This window comes from Aliikangiella coralliicola (assembly GCF_007004725.1).
GTDB lineage: Bacteria > Pseudomonadota > Gammaproteobacteria > Enterobacterales > Kangiellaceae > Aliikangiella > Aliikangiella coralliicola.
The window spans coordinates 450,711-472,131 of record NZ_ML660165.1 but is presented as its reverse complement, the minus strand read 5'-3'; the positions used below and the strand labels follow the sequence as shown (position 1 = coordinate 472,131).

The 21,421-nt window shown below is 42.0% G+C and carries 20 protein-coding genes; 15 read left to right on the top strand and 5 right to left on the bottom strand.

Annotated elements, in window-relative coordinates:
* Nucleotides 1-63: 63 nt before the first annotated feature.
* Together FLL46_RS15195 and FLL46_RS15190 are read right to left on the bottom strand one after the other, a co-directional pair.
* A complete protein-coding gene (locus FLL46_RS15195; protein ID WP_142932176.1) occupies nucleotides 64-1,425 on the bottom strand; it encodes a sensor histidine kinase in 1,362 nt (453 codons plus the stop codon).
* Between the two features lie 76 nt (nucleotides 1,426-1,501).
* Complete coding sequence (locus FLL46_RS15190) at nucleotides 1,502-2,161, bottom strand: response regulator transcription factor (RefSeq protein ID WP_142932175.1); 660 nt, start codon at nucleotides 2,159-2,161, stop codon at nucleotides 1,502-1,504.
* Between the two features lie 373 nt (nucleotides 2,162-2,534).
* Here FLL46_RS15190 and FLL46_RS15185 point away from each other — a divergent pair, with 373 nt between their 5' ends.
* The 7 genes from FLL46_RS15185 to FLL46_RS15155 all read left to right on the top strand — a co-directional run bounded on the left by FLL46_RS15185 (nucleotide 2,535) and on the right by FLL46_RS15155 (nucleotide 6,086).
* Nucleotides 2,535-3,137, top strand: coding sequence for a Crp/Fnr family transcriptional regulator (locus FLL46_RS15185; protein ID WP_246119326.1), 603 nt, complete (start codon nucleotides 2,535-2,537; stop codon nucleotides 3,135-3,137).
* Between the two features lie 74 nt (nucleotides 3,138-3,211).
* The gene (locus FLL46_RS15180) at nucleotides 3,212-3,655 is read left to right on the top strand and encodes a DMT family transporter (RefSeq protein WP_142932174.1); all 444 of its coding nucleotides are present in this window, start codon (nucleotides 3,212-3,214) and stop codon (nucleotides 3,653-3,655) included.
* A gap of 31 nt (nucleotides 3,656-3,686) precedes the next feature.
* Nucleotides 3,687-4,493 carry a GNAT family N-acetyltransferase gene (locus FLL46_RS15175; protein ID WP_142932173.1) on the top strand — a complete coding sequence of 269 codons (807 nt, stop codon included), beginning with the start codon at nucleotides 3,687-3,689 and terminating at the stop codon, nucleotides 4,491-4,493.
* Between the two features lie 112 nt (nucleotides 4,494-4,605).
* Entirely contained in the window at nucleotides 4,606-4,863 is a 258-nt protein-coding gene (locus FLL46_RS15170; protein WP_142932172.1) for a type II toxin-antitoxin system Phd/YefM family antitoxin, read from the top strand.
* Nucleotides 4,851-5,168, top strand: a complete 318-nt coding sequence (locus FLL46_RS15165; protein ID WP_142932171.1) for a type II toxin-antitoxin system RelE/ParE family toxin — start codon at nucleotides 4,851-4,853, stop codon at nucleotides 5,166-5,168. The genes FLL46_RS15170 and FLL46_RS15165 overlap by 13 nt, the downstream gene beginning before the upstream one ends.
* 64 nt (nucleotides 5,169-5,232) lie before the next feature.
* Nucleotides 5,233-5,763: a hypothetical protein gene (locus tag FLL46_RS15160; protein ID WP_142932170.1), complete on the top strand. Its 531-nt coding sequence runs from the start codon at nucleotides 5,233-5,235 to the stop codon at nucleotides 5,761-5,763.
* Nucleotides 5,764-5,825: 62 nt separating this feature from the next.
* Nucleotides 5,826-6,086, top strand: coding sequence for a hypothetical protein (locus FLL46_RS15155; protein WP_142932169.1), 261 nt, complete (start codon nucleotides 5,826-5,828; stop codon nucleotides 6,084-6,086).
* Between the two features lie 33 nt (nucleotides 6,087-6,119).
* Here FLL46_RS15155 and FLL46_RS15150 read toward each other — a convergent pair whose 3' ends face one another.
* Nucleotides 6,120-7,226: a PA0069 family radical SAM protein gene (locus FLL46_RS15150; protein ID WP_142932168.1), complete on the bottom strand. Its 1,107-nt coding sequence runs from the start codon at nucleotides 7,224-7,226 to the stop codon at nucleotides 6,120-6,122.
* 442 nt (nucleotides 7,227-7,668) lie between these two features.
* Here FLL46_RS15150 and FLL46_RS15145 point away from each other — a divergent pair, with 442 nt between their 5' ends.
* The 6 genes from FLL46_RS15145 to FLL46_RS15120 all read left to right on the top strand — a co-directional run bounded on the left by FLL46_RS15145 (nucleotide 7,669) and on the right by FLL46_RS15120 (nucleotide 16,846).
* Nucleotides 7,669-12,525: a c-type cytochrome gene (locus FLL46_RS15145; RefSeq protein ID WP_168204181.1), complete on the top strand. Its 4,857-nt coding sequence runs from the start codon at nucleotides 7,669-7,671 to the stop codon at nucleotides 12,523-12,525.
* Nucleotides 12,526-12,550: 25 nt separating this feature from the next.
* Nucleotides 12,551-13,873: a DUF1552 domain-containing protein gene (locus FLL46_RS15140; RefSeq protein WP_142932166.1), complete on the top strand. Its 1,323-nt coding sequence runs from the start codon at nucleotides 12,551-12,553 to the stop codon at nucleotides 13,871-13,873.
* 46 nt (nucleotides 13,874-13,919) lie between these two features.
* Nucleotides 13,920-14,411 carry a TlpA family protein disulfide reductase gene (locus FLL46_RS15135; protein WP_168204180.1) on the top strand — a complete coding sequence of 164 codons (492 nt, stop codon included), beginning with the start codon at nucleotides 13,920-13,922 and terminating at the stop codon, nucleotides 14,409-14,411.
* 6 nt (nucleotides 14,412-14,417) lie between these two features.
* A complete protein-coding gene (locus FLL46_RS15130; protein ID WP_142932164.1) occupies nucleotides 14,418-14,639 on the top strand; it encodes a DUF4266 domain-containing protein in 222 nt (73 codons plus the stop codon).
* 12 nt (nucleotides 14,640-14,651) lie between these two features.
* Entirely contained in the window at nucleotides 14,652-15,794 is a 1,143-nt protein-coding gene (locus FLL46_RS15125; protein WP_142932162.1) for a DUF3570 domain-containing protein, read from the top strand.
* 86 nt (nucleotides 15,795-15,880) lie between these two features.
* Entirely contained in the window at nucleotides 15,881-16,846 is a 966-nt protein-coding gene (locus tag FLL46_RS15120) for an FAD:protein FMN transferase (RefSeq protein WP_142932160.1), read from the top strand.
* A 42-nt stretch (nucleotides 16,847-16,888) separates the two neighbouring features.
* Here the strand turns inward: FLL46_RS15120 and FLL46_RS15115 are convergent, their stop codons facing one another.
* Both FLL46_RS15115 and FLL46_RS15110 read right to left on the bottom strand, forming a co-directional pair.
* Nucleotides 16,889-18,286 carry a class II fumarate hydratase gene (locus FLL46_RS15115; protein ID WP_142932158.1) on the bottom strand — a complete coding sequence of 466 codons (1,398 nt, stop codon included), beginning with the start codon at nucleotides 18,284-18,286 and terminating at the stop codon, nucleotides 16,889-16,891.
* Between the two features lie 83 nt (nucleotides 18,287-18,369).
* Complete coding sequence (locus tag FLL46_RS15110) at nucleotides 18,370-18,717, bottom strand: hypothetical protein (protein ID WP_142932157.1); 348 nt, start codon at nucleotides 18,715-18,717, stop codon at nucleotides 18,370-18,372.
* A gap of 322 nt (nucleotides 18,718-19,039) precedes the next feature.
* On the opposite strand from FLL46_RS15110, the gene FLL46_RS15105 reads away from it, so the two are divergent.
* Both FLL46_RS15105 and FLL46_RS15100 read left to right on the top strand, forming a co-directional pair.
* Nucleotides 19,040-19,870: a mechanosensitive ion channel family protein gene (locus FLL46_RS15105; protein ID WP_142932155.1), complete on the top strand. Its 831-nt coding sequence runs from the start codon at nucleotides 19,040-19,042 to the stop codon at nucleotides 19,868-19,870.
* A 292-nt stretch (nucleotides 19,871-20,162) separates the two neighbouring features.
* Complete coding sequence (locus FLL46_RS15100) at nucleotides 20,163-21,158, top strand: glycoside hydrolase family 16 protein (RefSeq protein WP_142932154.1); 996 nt, start codon at nucleotides 20,163-20,165, stop codon at nucleotides 21,156-21,158.
* The last annotated feature ends 263 nt before the right edge of the window (nucleotides 21,159-21,421 follow it).

The window sequence follows — 21,421 nt, the reverse complement described above, 5'->3', positions numbered from 1 at the left end:
AACCTTGATCGACCAAACCTTGATCGAACAAATCAGGCCTGTCGCTATTGCTACACTTGCCCATCAGAATGACAGCCTGGCGGTAAACTTGTCTTTTAATTGCTGATGCTCAAATTTCCAGCTTTGTTGACCAGCTATCTTTTCAACAATATACAGTCCTAATCCAAAACCATAGTCTGAACGATCTTTCTTGTTTTGCCCACTTTTATTATTGCTTGTCGTGTGATCGCATTCGCTATTATTCGGTAAATAGTTGTTGCTTATTTCGAAATAATTATCTCGCGCATCGATTTCAATTTTTCCCTGTGTCGTATATTGCATCGCATTTTTAACAAGATTATTAATGATGACATCAAAAGCTTGTCGATTGACCGTTGCAATTTGTTCCGGTGATATCCGATTAACAATTTCAACCTCACCATTCACTTTTAAATATTGATTGTTTTCAATGGCTTCCGTCACCAATTGATGGAGTGCGATTGGCTGTGAAGAGACTGATTGATTCTCATTTTGCCAGAGACGAAGTAAGGTATCTGAAAGGGCGATCATTTTTTGGTTGGCATGTCGGATCTTGGTGAGTTTTGGCTGAATGTCGTCTGGTAGGGACTTTTTGTCCAGAATATCTATCGCTGCGCTGACTATTGCCATTGGTGTTCTCAGCTCATGACTGAGACTGCGAATAAAAGACTTTTCCCGCTCTGTAAATGCCTGGATGTTGGCAATAGAATCTTGTAGCTTGTCGCCAATGTCCTGAAGCTCGGAAAATCTTAATTCCTTGTGACAAGGGGCCAAAGTCGGATTCTGAACTTGATTATCTTCAGTTAGCTGACTCAAAGTTAATAATGATTTTACTGCACGTGTCACCGTCTTGTATATCAACGAAGCGGTCAGGAAAGCAAAAACAATGGCGACCAGGCTAGAAATTAAAACTAGTTGAGAAATAGTCAGACCGGGAATGTCTGCTGACTCATCATTGTCAAATGAATGCACCACAAACAGCATTTTATTTTGTAGCTCAACGCGATCAGTAGCTAGCGGGTAGGCGATAACATAGTCAAATTGCTGCTCCCTTTTGAAGTAGGTAATCAAGGGAGTTTGTTGATTAATTTTGACCTTATCATGATAAATTTCGGGCAGATTCTCCAACCCCAGGTAGTTTTGTCGGAACGAATCATTCTCCGGTAGTGATTCTCCCTGGTTGAGTATATATTCGACGGTTTCTGCATCATGAATTAAATAAAATTCAGAAGTGTCGTGAAGCCCCCACTGGTAAGTTGTGGATATTCCAATACCAAATATCGCGGTAAATAGTAATCCGAGGATAATGAGATAATTCCGCAGGTAACTTCTTAGTGTCTCGCCACCAGTTAATTGAGTAGCGTGAGCTTGTGTTGTATGTTTGTTTTTCGATTGTTCAGTATTCAATGGTTTGGCTTTAAATAGTTGCTTTTAAAATTTGGTTTTTCCGATCATATTATTGATGACTGTTTTAACAATAGGCCTACTCTTTTAGCGCAACTCCAACGCCCCGAATCGTCTGGATGAGTGGTGTGAGAGGTTTCGGGTCAACCATTTTTCTCAGACGGTAAATAACCATTTTCAGTGCATCAGTCGACGGTGCACCGGCAGGCCAGAGAATATTTTCCAGTTCGGTTCGGCTAACCACTTGAGGACTTTTGCTCGCAAGATAAGTCAGTACTTTCCACTCATCAGGACTCGGTTGAATTTTATGTTCGCCGCGTTTGGCGTAATGCTCTGGTAGATAGATTTCTAGATCGGCTATTTTCAAACTGTCACTGTGCCTGTTTCGTTTAGTGAGCGCATTTATTCTAGCCACAAGTTCTGCCATTGCAAAAGGTTTAACCAGGTAATCATCGGCGCCAAGATTAAGTCCGGTAACTTTATCATCAAGGGTATTTCTCGCGGTGAGCATTATGCAGGGGGTGTTAAGGCCCGCTTTGCGCATCGTTTCACAAACTTCGAGACCGTTGGCTCCTGGAAGATTTATATCGAGAATAATAACGTCGTAAGTGTTATTCAAGATTAATTCAATGGCGTGGTTACCGTTGAAGGCGTGATCACACTCAAAACTTTCGTCTTCCAGGTACTCAATCACAAGTTCGGCGAGCGAGTGATCATCTTCGACTAGTAATACCACCATGATTTTTCCTGTTGCCTAACTGCAGATTCACTGAAAATAATAGCTACCCCTAGAATAGACCTTGTTACAGGTAAAGTTCAAATTCCGAGTTTAATCCTACTCCCTCTCCTTAGATAAGGAGAGGGTTGGGGAGAGGTTGAAAGCCCTTCATTGAAACCGTTTAATGCGCCACCATAAATCAAGTTTACAGAAACCAAGGTAACGACTAAGTAACAACGATGTAACAACAATCTAACAACAAAGAAAAGTGGAGAGTCTGCCGCTCGTTGATCTACAATAACTCAATTGTTGAGTTATTCCGCCTAAAATTCAACTTAGAGAATTAATTTTAAGAATTTACCCTGTTGGAAAGATTAAACGATAAGGCCACAATTTGAATACTAACTTTAATGTAGAAAAATTAGCTTTTGCTGAACTGAAAAAAGTGATGGATTCGTATTTTCCTATTTCAGATGAGACTTGGCAGGGAATGAAGAATATTTGCCAATTTAGCGAAATTGAAAAAGATGCCATTCTTTATCGTGTTGGCGAATTACCCCAATCATTTTCCTTTGTTTACTCGGGGTTGTTTCGGCTTTTCGTGGTTGACGATAAAGGTCATGAGTATAATAAAATCTTTTTCGATGAGCGAACATTCCCTGGCTCGATGACAGCTTTATTAACTTCTTCTCCGTCACAATACACCATCGAATCGTTAGAACCGAGCGTAATTATTACTATCAACTTCAAAGGATTTCGAAAACTGCTGTTGGAACAGGATGATCTAAAACTATTTCATATCAACTATCTGGAAAAGAACTGGTTGCTAGCCAAAGATGCGCGTGAGGTCGAAATTGTTCAAGAAGATGCTAGCCAACGATATGAGCGATTTCTCCTGGAACATTCCGCCATTAGCTCACGAATTCCTCAATATCATATTGCTTCACATCTGGGCATTACACCAACCCAGCTTAGTCGAATTCGCAAAAAAAAGTAAATTATCAACCTATGTAAATGCCTTTGGTTTTTTTGGCAGGTAACCTGTAAAGAAATGATTTTAACGGTCTAAGTATGAGCTACCTGTCATTGCTCGCATTTATGGCGGGCGCAGCCATAGCAACGCAAGCGAGCATGAACGCACAGCTTGGCGTGTTATTAAGAAACCCATTATTAGGAACTAGCGTCGCTTTTGTTAGCAGCTTATTGTTTACTTTGTTGGCTGTAATAGTGTTTACCAAAAAGTATCCTTCACTTGAGGCGGTAAGAGCGGTTCCTTCTTATTTGTGGTTTTCCGGTGGTTTGTTAAGCGCCTTTGGTATTTCAATGTTTTACTATCTTATTCCGCGCATGGGAATCGGTGTCATGATGTCTTATGCCTTAACCGGACAAATAATCGTCGCAGTGATTGCAGGACATTATGGTTGGTTTGACCTCCCGACTAAACCGCTTAATGGCGCTAAGCTAGTGGGAGTACTCTCATTAATTATTGGCATAGTGCTGATTAACAGGGAATGACAATTAACCAAGAATTACTTTATGGATTTGAATGATGACTAAGAGAAGTGTAATTAACGAGTGTGATGAATTACGTCACCTGAACAAAGCGAATATCAGCAACCTTACCCAATTGTGGCGTTTGATGGGCAGTCGCCCGCTTACTATCGGAAATTGGCGCGCTTCTACAGAATGGCCCCATCGGTGTTGGCTTGATTGGGGGGAGAGCAGTGCAAGTGATTTATTGATAGAAGAAAATTTAAGCCAGTTAAAAAAGCCGATGGTGATTCCGTTGTGGGAGGAGTCTGATGAGGTTTTTACCGACATTAAACAAATTTTGACATGCAGCGGCTTTGAACTTTTATTTGAACAAACCGCGATGTATTTGGACTTGAAAGAGTATCACACAAGAAAACACCTGGCGAAAAAGCATCAGTCAGTGGAGTCGAACTTGGAAGAGCAATTTATAGTTAGAGAAATCGACTCGGCCCAAGATATTGAGATATGGACTAACATAGCTGCCAAATCTTTCGATTATGAAATTGATACTTCTAGTATTCACCGAGCTGCAGCCAACCCAGAAGTAAAGCTATTGCTTGCTTTTGTTGATAAGCGGCCAGTTGCAACTGCCATGTTGTTCGATACCAATAGCGTTATTGGTGTTCATCAGGTTGGTGTGTTGCCTGATTGCCGGGGAAAAGGAATTGCGCGTAAGCTAATGAATCAAGTTGTTGATATGTGTATTGGTATGAATGGATGTTACGTGACTTTGCAGGCATCTGTTGAGGGAAAAGGACTTTATGTTAGTCTTGGGTTTCGGGAGCAGTTCGGGATTTTTAACTATGTTTGGTGGGGGTGAGTTTTGTGGATGATTAAGCGTGAACAATCAACTCTGATACACCTGTTTTCATCAGCACTGTTAGCTCAGATTAAGGTTGCAATCGATAAAGTGATAGAATAGTATCACTTTTATGAAAACTGAACTTGTAACAACACTTAAACGTCAAGCCACGAAGATCCTTGCAGATCTTCATGAATCTAAAGAGCCAGTTCTTATCACTGAGCATGGTAAACCTTCAGCTTATCTTGTTGATTTTGAAGACTTTGAGCTAATGCAAAGTAGAATGAACATTCTAGAGGGCATCGCTAGAGGAGAAAGAGCTGTTTTAGAAGGACGAGTCTTTTCTGAATCGGAAGCTGAAGAGAAATTGACTAAATGGCTCAAATAAATTGGACCGAGCCAGCTTTAAATGATTTGAACGAGATTGCCGAATATATCGCATTAGATAAACCAAGTGCAGCAAAGAATCTCGTTAAAGAAATTATTAATTCAGTTAAGCGCCTGAGAGAATTCCCTGAAAGTGGACGCCGCCCGCCTGAGTTGTACGATACTCGCTACCGCGAACTGATCATTGGTCCTTGCAGAATATTCTACCGCGTTGAGGAGAAGCTTGTATTTGTTCTTTATGTTATGCGCAGTGAAAGAGAATTGCGTAAGTTTATATTAGAAGATAGAGCAAGGTTGAGCAGTTAATAAAAGGGTGAAATTGGATTCGACAGAGGAGGCCCTACAACCTAAAGAGTAGTTAGGATACAAAATGAGACTATTTGCACTTTTACTATTATTTTTCTTTTCAAGTTGTTCGTATTCGAGAGAGTATGATGTTAGCGGCATTAATTATACAATTCCTCAAGGGTTTCACTCGTTAGAGAAGTTGAATCCTGCAGCATTTGATGAAACCAAAAAAAAATATAAAAAAGGAAACATGAATCTTATTGCAAACATGTCGGTTGTAGATTCAAAAACTAAAAAGTTAGCAATGAATATAAGTATCCTTGAAGAAATTGAAGTGGAGTTTTCTGATAAGGAATATCTACGACAAATAGCAGAAAAATTTAAAAAACATGATCTAGGCGAATACGCTAGTTATGATTGGATGACCTTTAAACGCTTGGATGCAACTAAACCAAAAATAGGCTATTTCATTAAGACAGTCAAAGGAAGGCAGATAGTGGTTATTGCAAACTATTCCTCCGAAAAACTACCAGAAATAATGGAAGATGCTATTAAAGGTATATCTGTAGAAACTCCAGACAAGAGTGCGAACGTAAGGTTAAAAAGGGAGTAATGGTTGGATTTACAGAATTTGTGTAATTTTAATCGTTAATTGAACAAAAAGGGAGTCTGGTTTTGAATCCAGAGCAAGAAATTGGATGGTTTGGTGATTTAAATGACGACTGTATTGCTCGATGGAATGGGCTTACTCTAAGAGCTGAAGAAATGGAAAGGCGAAGATGGTGGTGGGCTGTATACGATGAAAACGGCGATACTATCGATGACTCTAATGAATACTATCCCAAAGAATTTCGAAATGGTATTTGGGCACGTTCTGAAGCAGAAAAGGTTGCGCGTGAATATCTGGAAAAATTAGCAAGCAGAAGTGATAAATAGACTACTGAGCCAGACGTTAAATGAAGATATAAGTTAAAGCAAATCAAATTGCTTAGGCTGATCCGAACGAAACAAACTAGTGTTTAACGATTGAATATCTCCCTCTCTTCCATGTAACCCTTCAATCCCAAATTTTTGACAGGCCACATGAAACCGCCGATTGATTAATTGAGCGTAAATTCCATCGCCGGACATTCGACGACCAAACCGCTGCTCGTTCAACTTTCCACCGCGCATTTCTCGTAGATAATTGAGTACTTTTTCTTTTCGTTGCGGAAAATGAGTGTCTAACCAGTCGCCAAAAATTGCCTTAAGCTCATAAGGTAATCTCAGCAGAATGTATGCTGCTCTTGTCGCGCCACTTAAGCTAACTTGATGTATCATTTTCTCAATTTCACCATCGTTAATAGCCGGAATAATCGGAGCGATAAGCGCCGTCACAGGAATATTTTTTTCACTGAGTTTACGTATGATTTCAAGGCGCGAAGTTGGGCTTGCAGTGCGCGGTTCTAAAATTCTTTTTAGTGAGTTTTCCAGTGTGGTTACACTCACAGCAACAGATACCAGGTTTTTATCGGCTAGCTTCGCTAGTAAGTCGAGGTCGCGACCAATCAATTGACCCTTCGTAATAATCGATACAGGATGCTGATAATCGAGCATTAGCTGAAGAATTTGGCGAGTAATTTTTAACTTTCGTTCAACTGGCTGATAAGCATCGGTATTCGCGCCGATCGTAATGGGTTTGCACTGGTAAGACGGCGAATTAAATTTTTTTTCTAACAATTCGATTGCATTGGCTTTGTAAATAATTTTTGATTCAAAATCGAGTCCCGGCGATAAATCCCAGAAAGCGTGACTTGGTCGAGCATAGCAATAAACACAACCGTGTTCGCAACCGCGATAAGGGTTGATGCTTTGTTCAAAAGGAACATCTGGTGATTGATTATTGGAGATAATGGTTTTGCTGTGTTCTTTAATTAGACTCGTTTTAACTGGAAGGGAATCAGACAATTCTTCTTGTTGCCACCAACCATCATCGATTGCTTCGCTGGTCGTTGTCTCAAACCGATGGCGGGTATTTTCCGAGACTGCGCGACCTTTTAATGTTCGTTTGATAGAGACTTTTTCCATTTCGACCATGGCATGACAGCTCCCACTGGAGACTTGAATAATAACTCGATTGCTAAAATATTACTACTTGTTTGAGTAGTTTTTTTGTTTTGCCTTTAAGCATTAGCTAGAGAATTTTGCGCAGCTGTTATTCCAATTAAGACTTTTCAAGTGGGTGTTGAGTCGTTCTTTTTCGGCGTTAATGAAATTAATTTCAATTTTTTCTATACAAAACAATCATTAATAAATAGTGACTTAGCATTAATAATGTTACTTGGCGCTAGTAGGTAATCGCCTTTCAACTAATTTAATTAGGCTGTTGTTCATTTTATGACGTGTCGCACATTTTTGACGTAAAAATAATCAAATGTCAATTATTTGGCATTTTGAGATTTCTGCTTCCGATACAATTGCGCACAAAATAATTTTGGCCATGGCTAAAGTGTGTATTCCTTTAGTTCGGAGATTTAAGTTGATAGTTGAATCTGGTTACTCATTCGCGAGTGTATGTCGCAGGCTATTTGGGGTTTTTGGGTTACTTCTCATTCTGGCTGCTTGTTCTGCTTCCGAAGAAGAAATGGGCGCTTCAAAAGACGATCAAGAAGTTGTGATTGACCCAATACCGCCGGAGATCGTTGCGTCGAAAGAATCCTACGATATGAATTGCCAGTCTTGTCATGGTGGCGATGGTAAAGGTCAGGTCCCACTATTTAAAATTGCTAAATCTTACGCGAGCATGCACGAAGTAACATTGAAAACAATGCCTTATGGTCGTCCCGATGAATGCGACAACGATTGCGCTGATTTGATAACCCCCTACCTGGTTTACCTTTACGAGAAAATGCTAAATGAGCAGAACGAGCAACCACCTGAGTCGGTAAGTGCGGTTGTTGCGCAGTCTTCTCGTTCAAAGGATTCTATCTCGTTGAGTTGGAGTCCTGGCAACGGAGAAGAGTCGGGCTTCAGAATTTCACGTTCAATTGATAATGGGACTTTTGATTTGTTAGAAACTGTGCCGCAAAATACTCAGGCATACGTTGATAACTATGTTGAGTTAAATCATCGCTATCAGTATCAAGTTGTTGCCTTTAATGATTTTGGTGAAGCCGAAGGTGTAAAAAGTAATGCTGTTGAGTTAAGCGAAGATTTAACGACCCCGGCTGCGCCTTCGATGCTGAGCGGAATGCTGCAAAATAATCGCGTTTCTCTGGACTGGAATGACAACGCTGCCAATGAGGAAAGTTTTGAAATATATCGGCGAAATAATACCGATAACTGGTCTGTTATTTATTCAACCCAAGCTGATGTAACTAGCTATGTTGATGCTAGTGTGGAGCAAGGAACAACCTACAGTTATCGCGTGACCGCGAAAAATGCTGCGGGCGAATCTCGTCACAGCAATGTGGTTCAAGTCACTTTAAAAGCAACAGGTGCTGCGTTGTTTGAGACAACTTGTGTCGGTTGTCATAAAACTGGTGGCAGCGGTGTCGCCGTCGACTTGCTGGATCCGCAAGTGAAACAGAGTTGGTCATCGAATACCTATGCAGAGTTTTTAACCAAGGTTAAGACAATGCAAGCTGATAATTGTGATGACGAGTGTTTTAATCTTGTTGCGGAATATGTGTGGAAAGATCAGTGGCTGTACACCATTGATGCCGAAAATGATCCACCGGCGAGTGTTAATGATGTCACTGCCGTTGCATCGCAAGCAAAAGATAAAATCACAATTCGTTGGACTGATCGTTCAAACAATGAAACTGGTTTTAAAGTTTTTCGGGCCATCGATGATGGCGTTTATGAACTCTACAAGACTTTATCTGAAAACACGGTTGAGCTGGTTGATTCTGAAATTTCAAATAACCATAAATATCAATATGCGCTAACAGCATTCAATGATTTCGGCGAATCAACTCAGGTGGAAAGTAACTCGATAGAATTTAGAGTTGCTCCGCAACCGGTTGAGCAAGTAAATGCCATCGCATCTGCGGATAAAGACTCAATTACAATCACCTGGAAAGATCAGTCTGATAACGAAGATGGTTTTACAATTTACCGATCAGTTGACTCCGGTAACTATGAAAAATTACTAAACTTGACCGCTGATAGTCAGTCTTACATTGACGATAATGTCGCATTGAACCACTCTTATCAGTATCAAATTATGGCGTATAATTCTTTTGGCGATGCAGCGAAAGTATTAAGTAATCTAGTTGAGTTGAAACAAGAAAATACGCCACCTTCACCGCCTTCTTCTTTAGTCGGCGCTTTCAATATTAACCTGGTTTCGCTTTCCTGGAACGACAACTCCGATAATGAAGATACGTTCGAGTTGTATCGAAAAACAGGAAGTGGTAGTTGGTCATTGTTGATTTCCCTGGGAGCCAACACGACGCAATATAACGATACCGCGATTGCCGCCGGTAACAATTACTCTTACAAAGTCAGTAGCAAAAACTCACTTGGTGAGTCGGCAAGCAGTAATGAAATTACGATTACTTATCCGGCAGTGAATCCAACTCAGGTTTTATTTGAAAACAAATGCATGGATTGTCATAAGGCTGATGGTAGTGGTGTTGGAGTGAACTTGCTTGATATGCAAATCAAAGCAAAGTGGGCTAACGCAGCCTTCCCTGAATTCCACACCAAAGTCAAAACGATGAATACTTCTGACTGTGATGCCGATTGTACCAAAACACTTGCGGAATACTTATGGAATGAAAAGTGGGGTTACGAATTAGGCGATGGCGAAAACGAAATTCCGTTAGCTGTTAAATCAGTGAAGGCGGAAGCTTCACAGAATAAAGATAATATTTCACTCAGCTGGACTGATCGCTCAGGTAATGAAACAGGATTTAATATTTATCGTTCTATCGATAATGGTAGCTTCAATTTACTTTCGACAGTAGTCGCGAATGTTGTTCAATACAGTGATAGCAATATCAGTAACTCCCATCGCTATCAATACCAGGTTGAAGCTTATAATTCAGTTGGCAAGGCTGCCAAGGTTGCCAGTAATGTCATTGAATTCCGAGTTGCTCCGGCAGACGTTAGTTCGGTCAATGCAGTCGTTTCTGCCGATAAAGAAAACGTCACAATTAGCTGGCAGGATAATTCTGATAACGAAGCGGGTTTTAAAATCTATCGTTCAATTGATTCGGGAAGTTATTCAGAACTGACAACGGTACAAGCAGAAGTTACTAGCTACACCGATACCAGTATTACGCTAAATCACACCTATCAATATCAGCTGATGGCGTATAACAATTTTGGTAACGCGGCGAAAATTACCAGTAACCTGGTTGAAGTTAAAAAAGATGAAGTCATTCCACCTGCGCCTACATTGTTAGCCGGTGTTTTTGAATCGAACTCAATTATTTTGACCTGGCAAGACAATGCGACCAACGAAGATAGTTTCGAGATTTACAGACGAATTGGCGACGCAGCCTGGAGTCGACTAACGTCAGTTGGTGCAAACACGACAACCTATACCGATTCGTCAATCACAGAAGGGACAACATACTCCTATCAAGTGAGCGCAAAAAATTCGATTGGTGAGTCTGCGTTTACTAATGTCAGCGAGGTGACTTACCCGGCAACCAGTCCAGGCGAATCTGCTTTTAACCGAGTTTGTTCTGGTTGTCATAATTCAAGCGGCGGCATTGGTGGTGATCTGTTTACCAGCCAGGTTAAAACCAAATGGTCGACGAAAACTTATGATGAATTCACCAGCAAAGTTGCGTCGATGCAAGTGGTTGATTGCGACACAGACTGCCTTGATATTATCTCACAATATATCTGGGAAGACGCGTGGGGATTCACCATTGACCCAGGAGAAACACCGACGTTGGCAAGAGGCGTGAGAGGTTTGAGACTATTAACGCCTTACGAATACCAAAACGTGGTTAAGGATATTTTCCAGGTTGCGCTAGAAGATGAACTACTACCTAAAGCGATTTTTGAAGATGACTTTAAATACCCGACGCAAGCTGAAAGAGGCGTGCTGTTAGCTGATCGAGTTCGGGAGTTTCACGCGTTAGCAGAAAAAGTCGCGGCGAGAACTAATTTGACTGCGGTTGGTTGCTCTGCCAATGCTTGTACGCAAGCGCAATTGGTCGCGCTGGGTTTAAAAGTGTTCAGGCGACCGCTGACTTCTGCCGAGACAACACGCTATAGCACAATCAATACTAATCACGGAGCTGCCGATGCGATTAACGCAATGTTGCTGTCTCCTCACTTCTTGTATTTGGTTGAGTTAGGTACATGGAGTGAAGAAGAAAAAGCTTATCAGCTCGACTCCTATGAAGTTGCATCAATGCTGTCCTTTCAACTTTGGGGAACAGCACCCGATAGCGCAATGTTAGCCAAGGCTGCTAGTAATGATTTCATCGTCTCTGAAAAAATAGGCACAGAGATCGACACCATGATGAATGATGATCGCTTTGCGGCACACCTTGGAAAGTTCGTTTCTTACTACACCAAAACCTATGGCGAGCCCCATGAAAAACCAGGATTGAATGCCTCTGTCATCGGTGCGATGAAGCAAGAACAACAAGAGTCAGTTAAGTATTTGTTTAAGGAAGGCACTGCAAATATTAACGAACTGTTCAACCCAGGTTACACCTTTCTAAATAACGTGCTGGCTTCTCACTATGGTATCAATGGAGTCGCGAGTTCTACAGTACAAAAAACTGAGTTAAGTGATCAAAATCGAGGTGGTTTGTTACACCAGGGATACACACAAATTCTGAATAGTGATTTCGCGGCGACATCATTGGTTAAGCGCGGCAAAATGATTCGAGAAAATATGTTGTGCCACGAGATGGGCGTTCCGTCTGGTGTTGACCCGGCGACTATTGAGTTACCCACTCACCCCATCACCACAAGAGAACGATGGAATGTCATCACAGGACCGGCGGCCAGTGAAGGGCAATGCTGGGAATGTCATCAGTTAATGAATGAGCCGGGAAGTTCACTCGAATCATTCGACCAGACAGGAAAATTCAGAACGCAAGAACCTGCCTACAACGATGCAAGCAAAATGCTTGATATTGTTACCGCCGGTACTCTGAGAGACAACTCCGGCGGAACCGATCTATTGAACTACCAAACCGCGCGCGAGCTAACTCAGTTTATGGGAAGCAGCAATCTGGTTCGAGACTGCTTCGCCGATAATATGTTTCGATTTGTTACCGGTCACAAAGATGATGTTACCTCAAGAAAAGGACTCGAACAGGTGCAGAAGAACTTTAGAGATTCCGGTGATATGAAAGCGCTGATCAAAGAAATGTTGATGAACAATGTTTCAATTTATCGACTGGATCGAGAGTAATAAAAGACAATAGAGAGTAAACGTCATGAATATGACTCGAAGAAAATTCTTAAATAGTGTGTTAGCAACTTCAATCGCGACGCCTCTGTCAATGACAGGGATGATGCGCATGGCGATGGCTTCTGGAACGCCTAAGTTGAAAGTTGTTTTTGCGGTGATGCCCGATGGTTTTGGCGTTGATAGCTTCGCTGGTTTTGATGATGGTTTGTGGTATCCAAAAACCGATGAAGTAGACACGACATCATTCCTGATGAATGAAATGTCGCAACATTTGGGAGACTATTACAAGCAGTCGTTATTTTTGCGTGGCTTTATTTTGGGAAGCGGCACCGGCGGCCACAATGGTTGGAAAACGATTTTAAGGGATTCCAATTCAAGTATGACGTCAATCGATAATATCATTGGTAATGCCATTCCCGGAAACACTCCTGCGTTAAAAAGGCTTTATTCCGGCCCTCATTCGATGGTTGGCGTGCAATGGAATGTTTCTTATAAAGATAATACTTTGTTGCTTCCAGAAGATAACCCTTACCAACTTTTTGAACAGATTTACGGTGCAGATGGTTCAGGAGAAGGCCCTGCCAATAAAGCACATGTTTTCGATCCAGTGAAAGAAGATATTAAAGAGTTGCGCTCAAAATTAGGACTTAGTGAACGAAATAAATTAAACACTCATCTTGATGCCGTTGAACAAGTTGCGCAAGAACTCAGAGATAGTGTTCCAATTGAAGGGTGTAGTCCTGCCAGTGCAAAGCCGGAAGAGGGAATGGCAATTACTTCCCCCGATTTTCGACAAGAGGTAACGCAGGCGCACGCCAGCATTTTGGCTTCTGCGTTAAGCTGCGGGAGTTCTCGGGTGGCAACCTACCAGATTGGCCGCTCTTCGGATCAAGTGGTCATTAAATCGGTTTCCCCAACTCGTAATCCTCACGACTGCTCCCATCGTTATGGCAGTGCTGAAGAATGGAAAGGTTCACGGATCTGGTACGTAAAACAAGTACGCCATTTGCTTGACCGGCTCGCTTTTTACCCTGATCCCGATGTACCGGGAGACTCTCTGCTCGATCACACCTTAGTTATTTTCACCAGCGAAATGGCCGACGGAGCACCAGAGCATATGGTTGATTTACCTATCACCATGATCGGCGGTGCTTCAGGTTTACTAAAAAATGGGAACGGAACAGGTCGCTACTTTGATTTACGTGAGCAGGGTGAACGCAACCATTGGCGACTAGGTAAACTCGTCGATGTTCAGAGAGTTTGGGCGACAGTTGCCAAAGCGGTTGGAACAACGGTTCCTTATGGGGGCAATGTTTCGACGCTAAATAATATTTTTACCAATGTTTAACGTAAAACAAATTTTAATTCGCGCTTTTTATCAGGAGAAAAAATCAATGAAGTTGTGGTTTAAGTTGTTAGGTCTACTTGCATTAGTAGCATCCATTTCTGTTGCCCAGGCTAAAAATGAACCGGCCCCGGCATTTACCTTGTCAGATATTTATTCAGGCAAGAAAGTGTCGCTTTCTGATTATGCCGGAAAGGTCGTTTATGTCGATTTTTGGGCCTCCTGGTGCGGACCTTGCCGGAAATCATTTCCTGCTATGGAAGAAATTTACCAGGCAAACAAAGCCAAAGGATTTGAAGTTATCACTGTTAATCTTGATGACAACGCAGGTCTTGGAAAAGAGTTTCTCAAAAGTTTTAAAGTGAGTTTCACCAATCTTTACGATGATAAAAAACAGACGCCATCAGCTTACCAGGTTGCCACCATGCCGTCGTCTTTTTTAATTGACAAAAAAGGCAAGATTCGACTGCGACATCAGGGTTATAAAAAGTCTGACAAGGCTAAATTGGATCAAGCTATCAAGATTTTATTGAGTGAGTAAATAACGATGTATCACCGCGTAAGATTGATATTAAGCATTTCGCTGTTGGGAATGTTTCTAAGTGGATGTCAGGTTGTTCAGCCTTGGGAAAGAGGCAAATTAGCCAGACCTGAAATGGCCTGGAGCAATGATGTTCTTGAAGGTCGTTTAGAGTCGCATATTTATTGGAGTAAAGAAGCTTCATCAGGAGGCAGTTCAGCTGCCGGCGGCGGTTGTGGTTGTAATTAGGACATTAGTGAAATGAAAAAAATAAATCCAAAAAATTGCCTGATGGCCAGTGCGTTAATGCTGCCGGCTGTTGCTTCCGGAAATGGCGCACCCGTTGATTCGGAATTTAGTTATCGTTACTCCAGTTATGTTGAAGACGACATCGCCGATGATGTTGAACTAACCGGCGGCGTCAAGTCTCGGTATGAAATTGATGTGCACCAAATGAGGTTATTAACCTTAATTGGCGATGATAATTCATTGGAAGTGAACTGGTTAGGAGAATCACTTTCCGGTGCATCACCGGTTGCCACGGAAAGAACCGCTAACGGCGTTGGCTTAATTATGAGTGGTGCCAGTATTTCAGAAAAGCGGCAAGATACCAGTGTTCGTTTTACCCATTATGGTGAACTTTTTAACTGGGCTTTGGAAGGTGGCGTATCAAAAGAAAATGATTATGAGTCGAGCTACGTGGCCGGCGATTTAGGTTTTTCTTTTAATGCCAAAAATACATCATTGAATATTGGTTTCTCCACGGCAGATGATGATTTGTCACCATCGGACGCAGAAGTATTTAATCGCGTGTTAAGTGCCGAAAAAGAAACCAGTTCATATTCTCTCAGCTTGTCGCAAATTCTTTCGCCAAACAATATTATTTTGTTCGGCACCAGCTTTACCGAGTCGGAAGGTTTTTTAACTGATCCTTACAAAACAGGTGATTCTCGTCCGACGACTAAAGAACAAAGTGCGTATAGCGTTCAATTACGAAGCTTTTTTGATGCTGCTGATGCCGCGTTGCATTTTAATTATCGCTACTATAGTGACGACTGGAAAATGCAGTCAGATACGATTGATATTGAATGGCATCAAAATATTGGGACCGATATGCAACTGGTTCCGGCGATTCGTTATTACTCTCAAGGAGAGACATTCTTCTACGAACCCTATGAACCCGATGATCAACCTGAGTTTTATTCGTCAGACTTTCGGTTATCGCCCTATGGTGCGTTGAGTCTTAAGCTTGCCTTTATCCAGAGATTTAGTTCGTGGTCATATACGATTTCATACGAAAATTATGATTCGGACGCTGACTATTCGTTTAACAATGTGGCGTTAGAAAGTCCTGGGTTAGTTGACTTTACCCGGTTAACTATTGGGTTTGATACTAAGTGGTAAATTGTTTTTACCGGCGATGGAATTTATTGCGCCGATTAAAAAATATATTGATAGTTCGTTTTCCAAAAGCGTGTAAACTATAAACGATGAAATGCTATCAAATCTCTTTTCACGCGATGGGCGGCCCTTGCGAACTGCGTTTTTTTCATCACAGTGAAAAAAGTGTTCGCAAGGTTTTTGACGCCTGTAGAAATGAAGTGCTTCGCTTCGAAAAGAAATACTCTCGCTATCTTGAAGATAGCGTCCTCTCTAAAATTAATCAGCATTCTAATGCAACTAAAGTCGATTCTGAGACTACCGCAATACTCAACTACGCGCAGACAGCCTATCAAATTAGCGATGGCTTATTTGATATCAGCTCGGGCGTGCTCCGCACGATCTGGGATTTCAAGTCAAAGCTAATTCCCGAACAAAAAGTGGTCAACAATTGTTTGAAACGAATTGGTTGGAACAAAATCAATTGGAATGACGGTGAGATTTCAGTGCCTAAAGACATGGAGCTTGATTTTGGTGGCATTGTGAAAGAATACGCGGCTGATGCTGTTAAGAATATCGCGTTAAACTCTGGGATTACAAATGGGTTGATCAATTTGGGGGGAGATATTGTTGCCATTGGATCCGAGCTAACTGAGGAAACTAAATTAAGTTCATCGATTAGTTTAAAAGAGAGCAACGGGAGCGCATTCGCGGATTCAGATTATTCTGCGAATCAAGGCTGGCCCATTGGCATTCGCCATCCCGATAATAGTGACAAGGCATGCTGTCGTATCAATCTATTACATGGAGCGGTGGCTACCAGCGGAGATTATGAAAAATTTTTCATCCAGAATGGTCGCAGGTATTGTCATATTTTTAATCCAAAGACAGGTTATCCTGTGTCCAACGCGGCGAGTGTGACAGTTATTGCGCCGCTTTGTATTGTTGCTGGAACGCTATCGACACTTGGTATGTTATTACCGGTGAAAGACGCGATAGCCTTTTTAAAGCAGAGTGAAGTCACTTTTATTTTGACCTATCGAGAAGAAGATAAACTCAAAATAGTTCGAGACTGATGCAAAAGTCACTGTCAACTTGGCGAGTGATAATTTCCTTTCTTATAAACCACCGCGAGTCAGCTTGTCTGGATCAAGCAACTGCTTTAATTCCTCTCGTGACAGGTCAGTGTTTTCTGCCGCAACATCAATGACCGGGCGTTTTTCCTGGTAAGCCTGTTTGGCAATTTGAGAAGCTTTCAAATAACCAATAATCGGATTTAAAGCGGTGACCAGAATGGGATTGCGGTCGAGCGCTTCAGTCAGTTTGTCCTGATTCACTTCAAAAGTGGCAATCGCTTTATCGGCTAGTAAGCGAACACTATTGCTTAAAAGCTCAATACTGTTGAGCAAGTTAAACGCAACCATGGGCAGCATCACATTGAGTTCAAAGTTACCAGACTGTCCACCGATGGTTATTGCCGCATCATTGCCGATAACTTGCGCGGCAACCATCGCAGTTGCTTCCGGGATCACCGGGTTAACTTTTCCCGGCATGATGGAAGAACCTGGTTGTAACGCTTCCAGTGATATTTCTCCAAGTCCGGCGAGGGGGCCTGAATTCATCCAGCGTAGATCATTGGATATTTTCATTATTGACACTGCGGTGGTTTTTAACTGGCCTGAGAGGGCAACGGCGGTGTCTTGAGAGCTAATTAAGGCAAAGTGGTTGCTGGCGGGAGAAAATTTGATACCGATTAACTCACTGAGAAATTGGGTGAAACTGCGTGCAAATTTGGGATGAGCATTAATGCCGGTTCCCACTGCCGTGCCGCCTTGCGCCAGGGTTTGGATTGCGGGCTGTATCGACTGCAGATTTCTGATATTCGAATGGATTTGCTCGGCCCAGCCTCGCAGTGATTGATCCATTCTCACCGGCATGGCATCCATTAGATGAGTTCGGCCGGTTTTACAATATTGAGACAGAGTGTCTGCTTTGTTCTCGATGGTCGTTGCCAGGTGAATCAGAGCAGGTAGTAGTTTATTGTGAAGTTGCGTTGCAGCGCTCACGTGCAAAGCCGTTGGAATAACGTCGTTACTACTTTGGCCAAAATTAACATGGTCGTTAGCGTTAACCGACGAACCAAGCTTGATACTGGCAAGGTGAGCGATCACTTCATTTGCATTCATATTGGTACTGGTACCAGAACCGGTTTGAAAAACATCGACCGGAAAGTGTTGCATCAGGCTATTAGCAGGCGATGAATCATCTCGCGCTAATAGCTCGCTACAAACATCAACAATCGCTTCCGCCATTGAGTTATCGATACTATTTAAATGACTATTCGCTCTGGCTGCCGAGGCTTTTATGGCGAGCAGTGCATGAATAAAGGGCTCAGGCATCGGTTGACCGCTAATTGGAAAATTATTAACAGCCCGCTGGGTTTGAGCGCCGTAAAGTGCGTTGAACGGCACCTCAAGTTCGCCCATGCTGTCTTTTTCAATTCGTGTCTTATTCATAATGAGATCCTGGTATCTGTCTATCGCTTCGATTTTGAACTAAGTAACCTGAGTTCAAGTTAAATATAGGTTTTCATTTGAGTTTATAAAAAATAGTGACTCAGTGTTTTTAGCTCTCGGTACAGCTGCTTAACTTGCCGTTGATCAGCCTGGGTTTTAATCAGGCGTTCGATTAAGAATAGTGGTTTGTAAACATGATCGAGACAAAGGTTACGCCAATGGTAAGCGACACAAGTATCGCAAATAGTGTTCATGAGTGTATTAAACATACCAAGGTACATTTGTCGCTCGGCAAATTCTGATTTCGTTTTTGCCTGTTGCTCACCAAGCCTGAGGTAGTGGTATAGAAGCGTGGGGCTATTCGGTTGTTTGCCATATCGGATAATGGTCTCAAGGGTTTTGAACTTGGTGGTATCATCGGGTATTAGCATATTTTCTCAAACCAGCTCATTTGGACTTAGTTACTGCTCCGTCGCGATAATTTATCATCGTGCGGCCAGCAATAGTTGTTGATAATGATTCTCATTATCTTCTCTGGTGATGCAATCTGTCAAGCTGCGATATCCTTATTCAATCCAAAATCGTTATTCAAGCCAAAATAGGGGCGTTTTACCCTGGATTCTTAACTTCTGCTTTGATTGTCTATTTTTTAATGTGATTCTTCCAATTTTTGACTGAACTTGCTAGCTTGATACTATTGGTTTTTAAAATTCAACACTGCAGATTTAAATAACAGCAATCAAGGAAACATCAATGGAACAAGAACTTAAAAAAGAATTCCAGCAACTTCAGGTTGTTTACGACACGGTAATCAACTTCTTTGTTAACTACAGTTTTCAAATCATCGGCGCTCTGTTCATTCTGTTTATCGGTTTGTTTATTGCTCGCCGAGTCGCGAAATTTGTTCAGAGAGTATGTGAGGCCAAGGGGCTGGACATCACGCTTTCCAGATTTCTGGCCAATATCGCAAAAATCGTTATTGTCACCATGGTGGCGGTCATATGCCTGAATAAGCTGGGGATTAACATTACACCATTGATTGCTGCCATTGGTGCCATTTCTCTGGGGGCTGGCCTGGCGGTTCAGGGATTATTGTCAAATTACGGCGCCGGTTTAAACATCATTTTGACCCGCTATTTTGTCGTAGGCGATACCATCAAGGTACAGGGGGTGAGTGGTCAGGTGAAAGACATTTTGCTGGCTTATACGCTTATTGTGACAGAGGACGATGTGGAAATTACTATCCCTAACAAACATATCGTTGGAGAAATTATCCACAACAGCCACTCGGTTTCACTGCTGGAGTTGAGCGTCGGTGTCTCCTATGGTTCGGATCTGGATCAGGTGACCCGGTTATTGGAAACGACCATTAAGAATCATCAAGACGCGAGTGACGCTAAGGAACCGCAGGTTGGAATCGCGGGGTTCGGTGATAGCAGTGTCGACTTTGAGGTTCGCGTATGGGCAGACTCCAATAAAATCAACGCAGCGCGCTTTGCGATTAACAAAGCCATCTGGGATGCGCTAAAGCAAAATAATATTGAAATTCCATTCCCACAACGCGAAGTTAAAATGTTGAGCTAATTTAGTGCGACAGACCCTGATCTTACTGAAACATTTTATTTCATGGCTTACCAGTAAAAAAGCGAGTTAATTCAAGCCTGTTTAGTCTGAACAGGCTTTTCTCTCAAAAATAACTGATGCCGATTTCCGGTTAGCTTATATCGTATTTTGATAAAGATTTGACAGCGTTGTCATTTTTGTTGCAAAGTGGTGACTTCATTCTAGAGATATCCAATTAATCGAAGTTTTGAGCTTGCCAAGGTGTGTCATCATTTTCGATTATCTGAATATTTGTCAACTTATGGGTAGGAAAATGTATCAATTAATAAAACAACGAATAAAGTCTGTTCAATGGATATTGGCTACGGCAGGGATCTCGATGTGCGTAAGTTGTTCGGCTCAGCAAAAAGCAGAGCTTGCAAAAACAGACTCTCAAAAAGGATCCACTGAGAAAACGGAACATCAATCTAAAGCTGCAATTTTATTTGATGATTTTAATTATCAAGATCTCAACGCTTTCTATCAAAATGGCTGGAAAGCCAGAACACAGACGGGACATCCGGGTGTGAAAGGTGCTTCGTGGTCGGAGGAAGGGATTTCATTTTTACAGGCTAGTGAAGGAGCGCTTAATGGCATGGCTCGAATTACTTCATATACCGACGGGACCGCTGAAAATACATTGCACACTCAAATTTGCCACGCGAGAAAATACAGAGAAGGAACTTTTGCCGCCCGAGTCTACTTTCGTAATAAGCCGACTCATGGGCCTGACGGTGATGAAGTGATCCAAACATTTTATGTGATCAGTCCGTTAAAAGCGCCAATGGATCTCGATTATAGTGAACTCGATTTTGAGTATCTTCCTAATGGTGGTTGGGGCAAAGGCGAGCACGCGCTTTGGGCGACTTCATGGGAAACATTTCAATTAGAGCCCTGGACCAAAGTGAATGAAAACGATACCCATTTTGAAGATCTTAAAGGTTGGCACACTTTAGTCTTGCAAGTTGGCGATAATAAAGTTCGTTACTATGTTGATGGAAAAATGTTCGCCGAACATAGTGATGTGATTTATCCAGAGGAGCGAATGTCAATAAACTTTAATCAATGGTTTACGCCAGAAGGTCCAATTGACTCGAAGGAAAAACGTGTATACCAGGAAGATATCGATTGGGTTTATCATAACGCGGACGAAATTTTATCGCCGCTGGAAGTTGACCGCAAAGTGGCTGAGTTAAGAAAAAACAAAGTGAATTTTCGAGATACGGTTTCACCGGGAACGCCGGTTTTACCTTCGCCTTGCGGTTTATAAAAAATAGAAAAGTTGGCCCTGACTGTCGGGCTAGCTTTTGCCTGAAGCGAAATTTTTTCGGGGACTTCGGATATTTTCGAAGTTGCCCGATATCTCGGGAATGGCCAATTCAGGACATCATTAATGGATTGGTTGTATTGATTTTAGCCGCTAAATCAAGCCGTTGGTCGTGGTGATATTATTTGTTGTCAAGATATCTCAATCTTCATCTATACTTTAATGTCCATAGCGAGGTTTATGATAGTGACGTTAATATCGCGCTT

Excerpts from the sequence above, each read along its gene's own strand:
- FLL46_RS15130 (WP_142932164.1), top strand. The coding sequence starts at position 14,418 with ATGTATCACCGCGTAAGATTGATATTAAGCATTTCGCTGTTGGGAATG.
- FLL46_RS15125 (WP_142932162.1), top strand. The coding sequence starts at position 14,652 with ATGAAAAAAATAAATCCAAAAAATTGCCTGATGGCCAGTGCGTTAATG.
- FLL46_RS15115 (WP_142932158.1), bottom strand. The coding sequence starts at position 18,286 with ATGAATAAGACACGAATTGAAAAAGACAGCATGGGCGAACTTGAGGTG.
- FLL46_RS15150 (WP_142932168.1), bottom strand. The coding sequence starts at position 7,226 with ATGGTCGAAATGGAAAAAGTCTCTATCAAACGAACATTAAAAGGTCGC.
- FLL46_RS15190 (WP_142932175.1), bottom strand. The coding sequence starts at position 2,161 with ATGGTGGTATTACTAGTCGAAGATGATCACTCGCTCGCCGAACTTGTG.
- FLL46_RS15100 (WP_142932154.1), top strand. The coding sequence starts at position 20,163 with ATGTATCAATTAATAAAACAACGAATAAAGTCTGTTCAATGGATATTG.
- FLL46_RS15135 (WP_168204180.1), top strand. The coding sequence starts at position 13,920 with ATGAAGTTGTGGTTTAAGTTGTTAGGTCTACTTGCATTAGTAGCATCC.
- FLL46_RS15105 (WP_142932155.1), top strand. The coding sequence starts at position 19,040 with ATGGAACAAGAACTTAAAAAAGAATTCCAGCAACTTCAGGTTGTTTAC.
- FLL46_RS15160 (WP_142932170.1), top strand. The coding sequence starts at position 5,233 with ATGAGACTATTTGCACTTTTACTATTATTTTTCTTTTCAAGTTGTTCG.
- FLL46_RS15175 (WP_142932173.1), top strand. The coding sequence starts at position 3,687 with ATGATGACTAAGAGAAGTGTAATTAACGAGTGTGATGAATTACGTCAC.
- FLL46_RS15110 (WP_142932157.1), bottom strand. The coding sequence starts at position 18,717 with ATGCTAATACCCGATGATACCACCAAGTTCAAAACCCTTGAGACCATT.
- FLL46_RS15180 (WP_142932174.1), top strand. The coding sequence starts at position 3,212 with ATGAGCTACCTGTCATTGCTCGCATTTATGGCGGGCGCAGCCATAGCA.
- FLL46_RS15120 (WP_142932160.1), top strand. The coding sequence starts at position 15,881 with ATGAAATGCTATCAAATCTCTTTTCACGCGATGGGCGGCCCTTGCGAA.
- FLL46_RS15165 (WP_142932171.1), top strand. The coding sequence starts at position 4,851 with ATGGCTCAAATAAATTGGACCGAGCCAGCTTTAAATGATTTGAACGAG.
- FLL46_RS15170 (WP_142932172.1), top strand. The coding sequence starts at position 4,606 with ATGAAAACTGAACTTGTAACAACACTTAAACGTCAAGCCACGAAGATC.
- FLL46_RS15140 (WP_142932166.1), top strand. The coding sequence starts at position 12,551 with ATGAATATGACTCGAAGAAAATTCTTAAATAGTGTGTTAGCAACTTCA.